Consider the following 1715-nt stretch of genomic DNA (forward strand, 5'->3'; position numbering starts at 1 on the left):
TTTGTTCCTGACAAAGCACCGCCTTGGCAAACATCCCTGTTTGCCATGCTAACCTCACTCAGTTGTCAGCACATTGCCAATGTCGCACTACAAAATCGTTTTTATCGCTCTAACGTTATTTTTCTTATCCTCAGCTTTAATACCTAAGAACTAAGAAATAATAGCTAAGGATAGACACAGAGTCCGTATTGCGTGTCTCTATCCCGAAGACTCCTACTAACATCACCATTGCGCGAATGAACCGAAAGGAGAGTATTATACCCATCAGAATCAATATCAGTCGTCCAATAGTCCCCCCTTTGGATGTTGGCACCAGTGTATTCGTACATATTCCCCCATTCCGAGAAAAATCCTCCACCAATGTAAAGCACGTCATAATTACCATGTGCCGAAGGCGTTGCCCCCATTTGTGAACCTGATACAAACCAAGACGCATTAGTTAAATCCTTGACCTTTGGAACACGGTAGTAACTAGGACACCAAGATGTCATATTTCTATAGCTACTTTTATAATAACCACGATTAATAAACCACTTCTGTAACTTAAATCCATATTTGACCACCGCATTACCACTGCTATCACGACCGACTAACTCAAATACCTGATATAAAGATGGAGTCGATGTAGCTGGATCATCTGATTCCCAGTACGATGGTCCATTTGCAACAGGACCAGTTAAGGTGACTCGAACGCTGGTCTTTGTTGAATTAGTCATCGTCGCCGTAATACGACCATGAGAAACCGGAGCCCAAGATAAGACCTGATTATTACCAACAATATCTAAATCAAAATACAAATTATTAGCACCAGTAGTCGGGAAGTTTGAACCATAAGACGACGGCGTAACTGACTGTGTTAGAAAACCTTTACCAGTTTCCCAAGTGGAAGCAGGATGAATCGTACCCCTAGAATTTCCTCCTACTCCGGCAGGTCTTGCAAAACAAATCACTGGCGATGATATATTAGGATTAGGATTAATATAATAAGTGACATTACTTGCACTAAAACGACTTTCATTAGGCACACCATAACGTGTTGTTAATCTACCTCCATCATTAGATAAGGTTAACCTATATGGCGCTTTACAAATATCAAGCACTTCATTACGGGCAACAGGTTGATTCCATCTATTAACAATAGATAATTTTAAACTACCGGTAGCGGTGATACCATTAACTCCCTGACCATCGCCATCATCATCACCCCAATAATTATACGGTGCGCCAATAAGTGAACTTAATGCAATAGAATCAGTATTCCTTGGTACTAACATACCAATATCCGCAGAACTCTGACCAATAGCAGGTAAAACGATAGGATTAGTTGAACTCGAATTATTGGTTGTCGGAGTAAATGTTCTTCCATCTGAAAGGGTTATCCCGAGTAGTGCTTCGGTATTGGTTACCCGGGTACGACCTCCATCAAAGGTTAAATAAGGGGCTGAGCCATAAATAATATTGGTCGTTTTAGTGGTTAATGCATAGTTAGAAAAAGAGATAGACTGTAAAACAATCACAGTTAATACCAAAACCATCGGCCGAGATAAAAAGGCTAAACTAAGAAATTTTGGAAATTGCTGAAATAATAAACTGCGGTTAAATAATAAACGATGTGCGCTTAACTTTAGAGAGGTGAAATTATAGGTTGGGCAGGTTGTGTGTTGTGTGTTGTGTGTTGAAAATTATAATCCATATCAGATATCCTTGTCAATCCA

1 protein-coding gene is annotated in these 1715 nt (G+C 39.9%); it reads right to left on the minus strand.

Annotated features, from left to right (window positions below; all coding sequences use genetic code 11):
* Positions 1-164 precede the first annotated feature (164 nt).
* Positions 165-1535, minus strand: coding sequence for a hypothetical protein (locus H3U97_RS11350; protein WP_198199009.1), 1371 nt, complete (start codon positions 1533-1535; stop codon positions 165-167).
* Between the last annotated feature and the right edge of the window lie 180 nt (positions 1536-1715).

Origin of the sequence: Gilliamella sp. W8128, assembly GCF_016100545.1 — a bacterium.
Taxonomy (GTDB): domain Bacteria; phylum Pseudomonadota; class Gammaproteobacteria; order Enterobacterales; family Orbaceae; genus Gilliamella; species Gilliamella apis.

Excerpts from the sequence above, each read along its gene's own strand:
- H3U97_RS11350 (WP_198199009.1), bottom strand. The coding sequence starts at position 1,535 with ATGGTTTTGGTATTAACTGTGATTGTTTTACAGTCTATCTCTTTTTCT.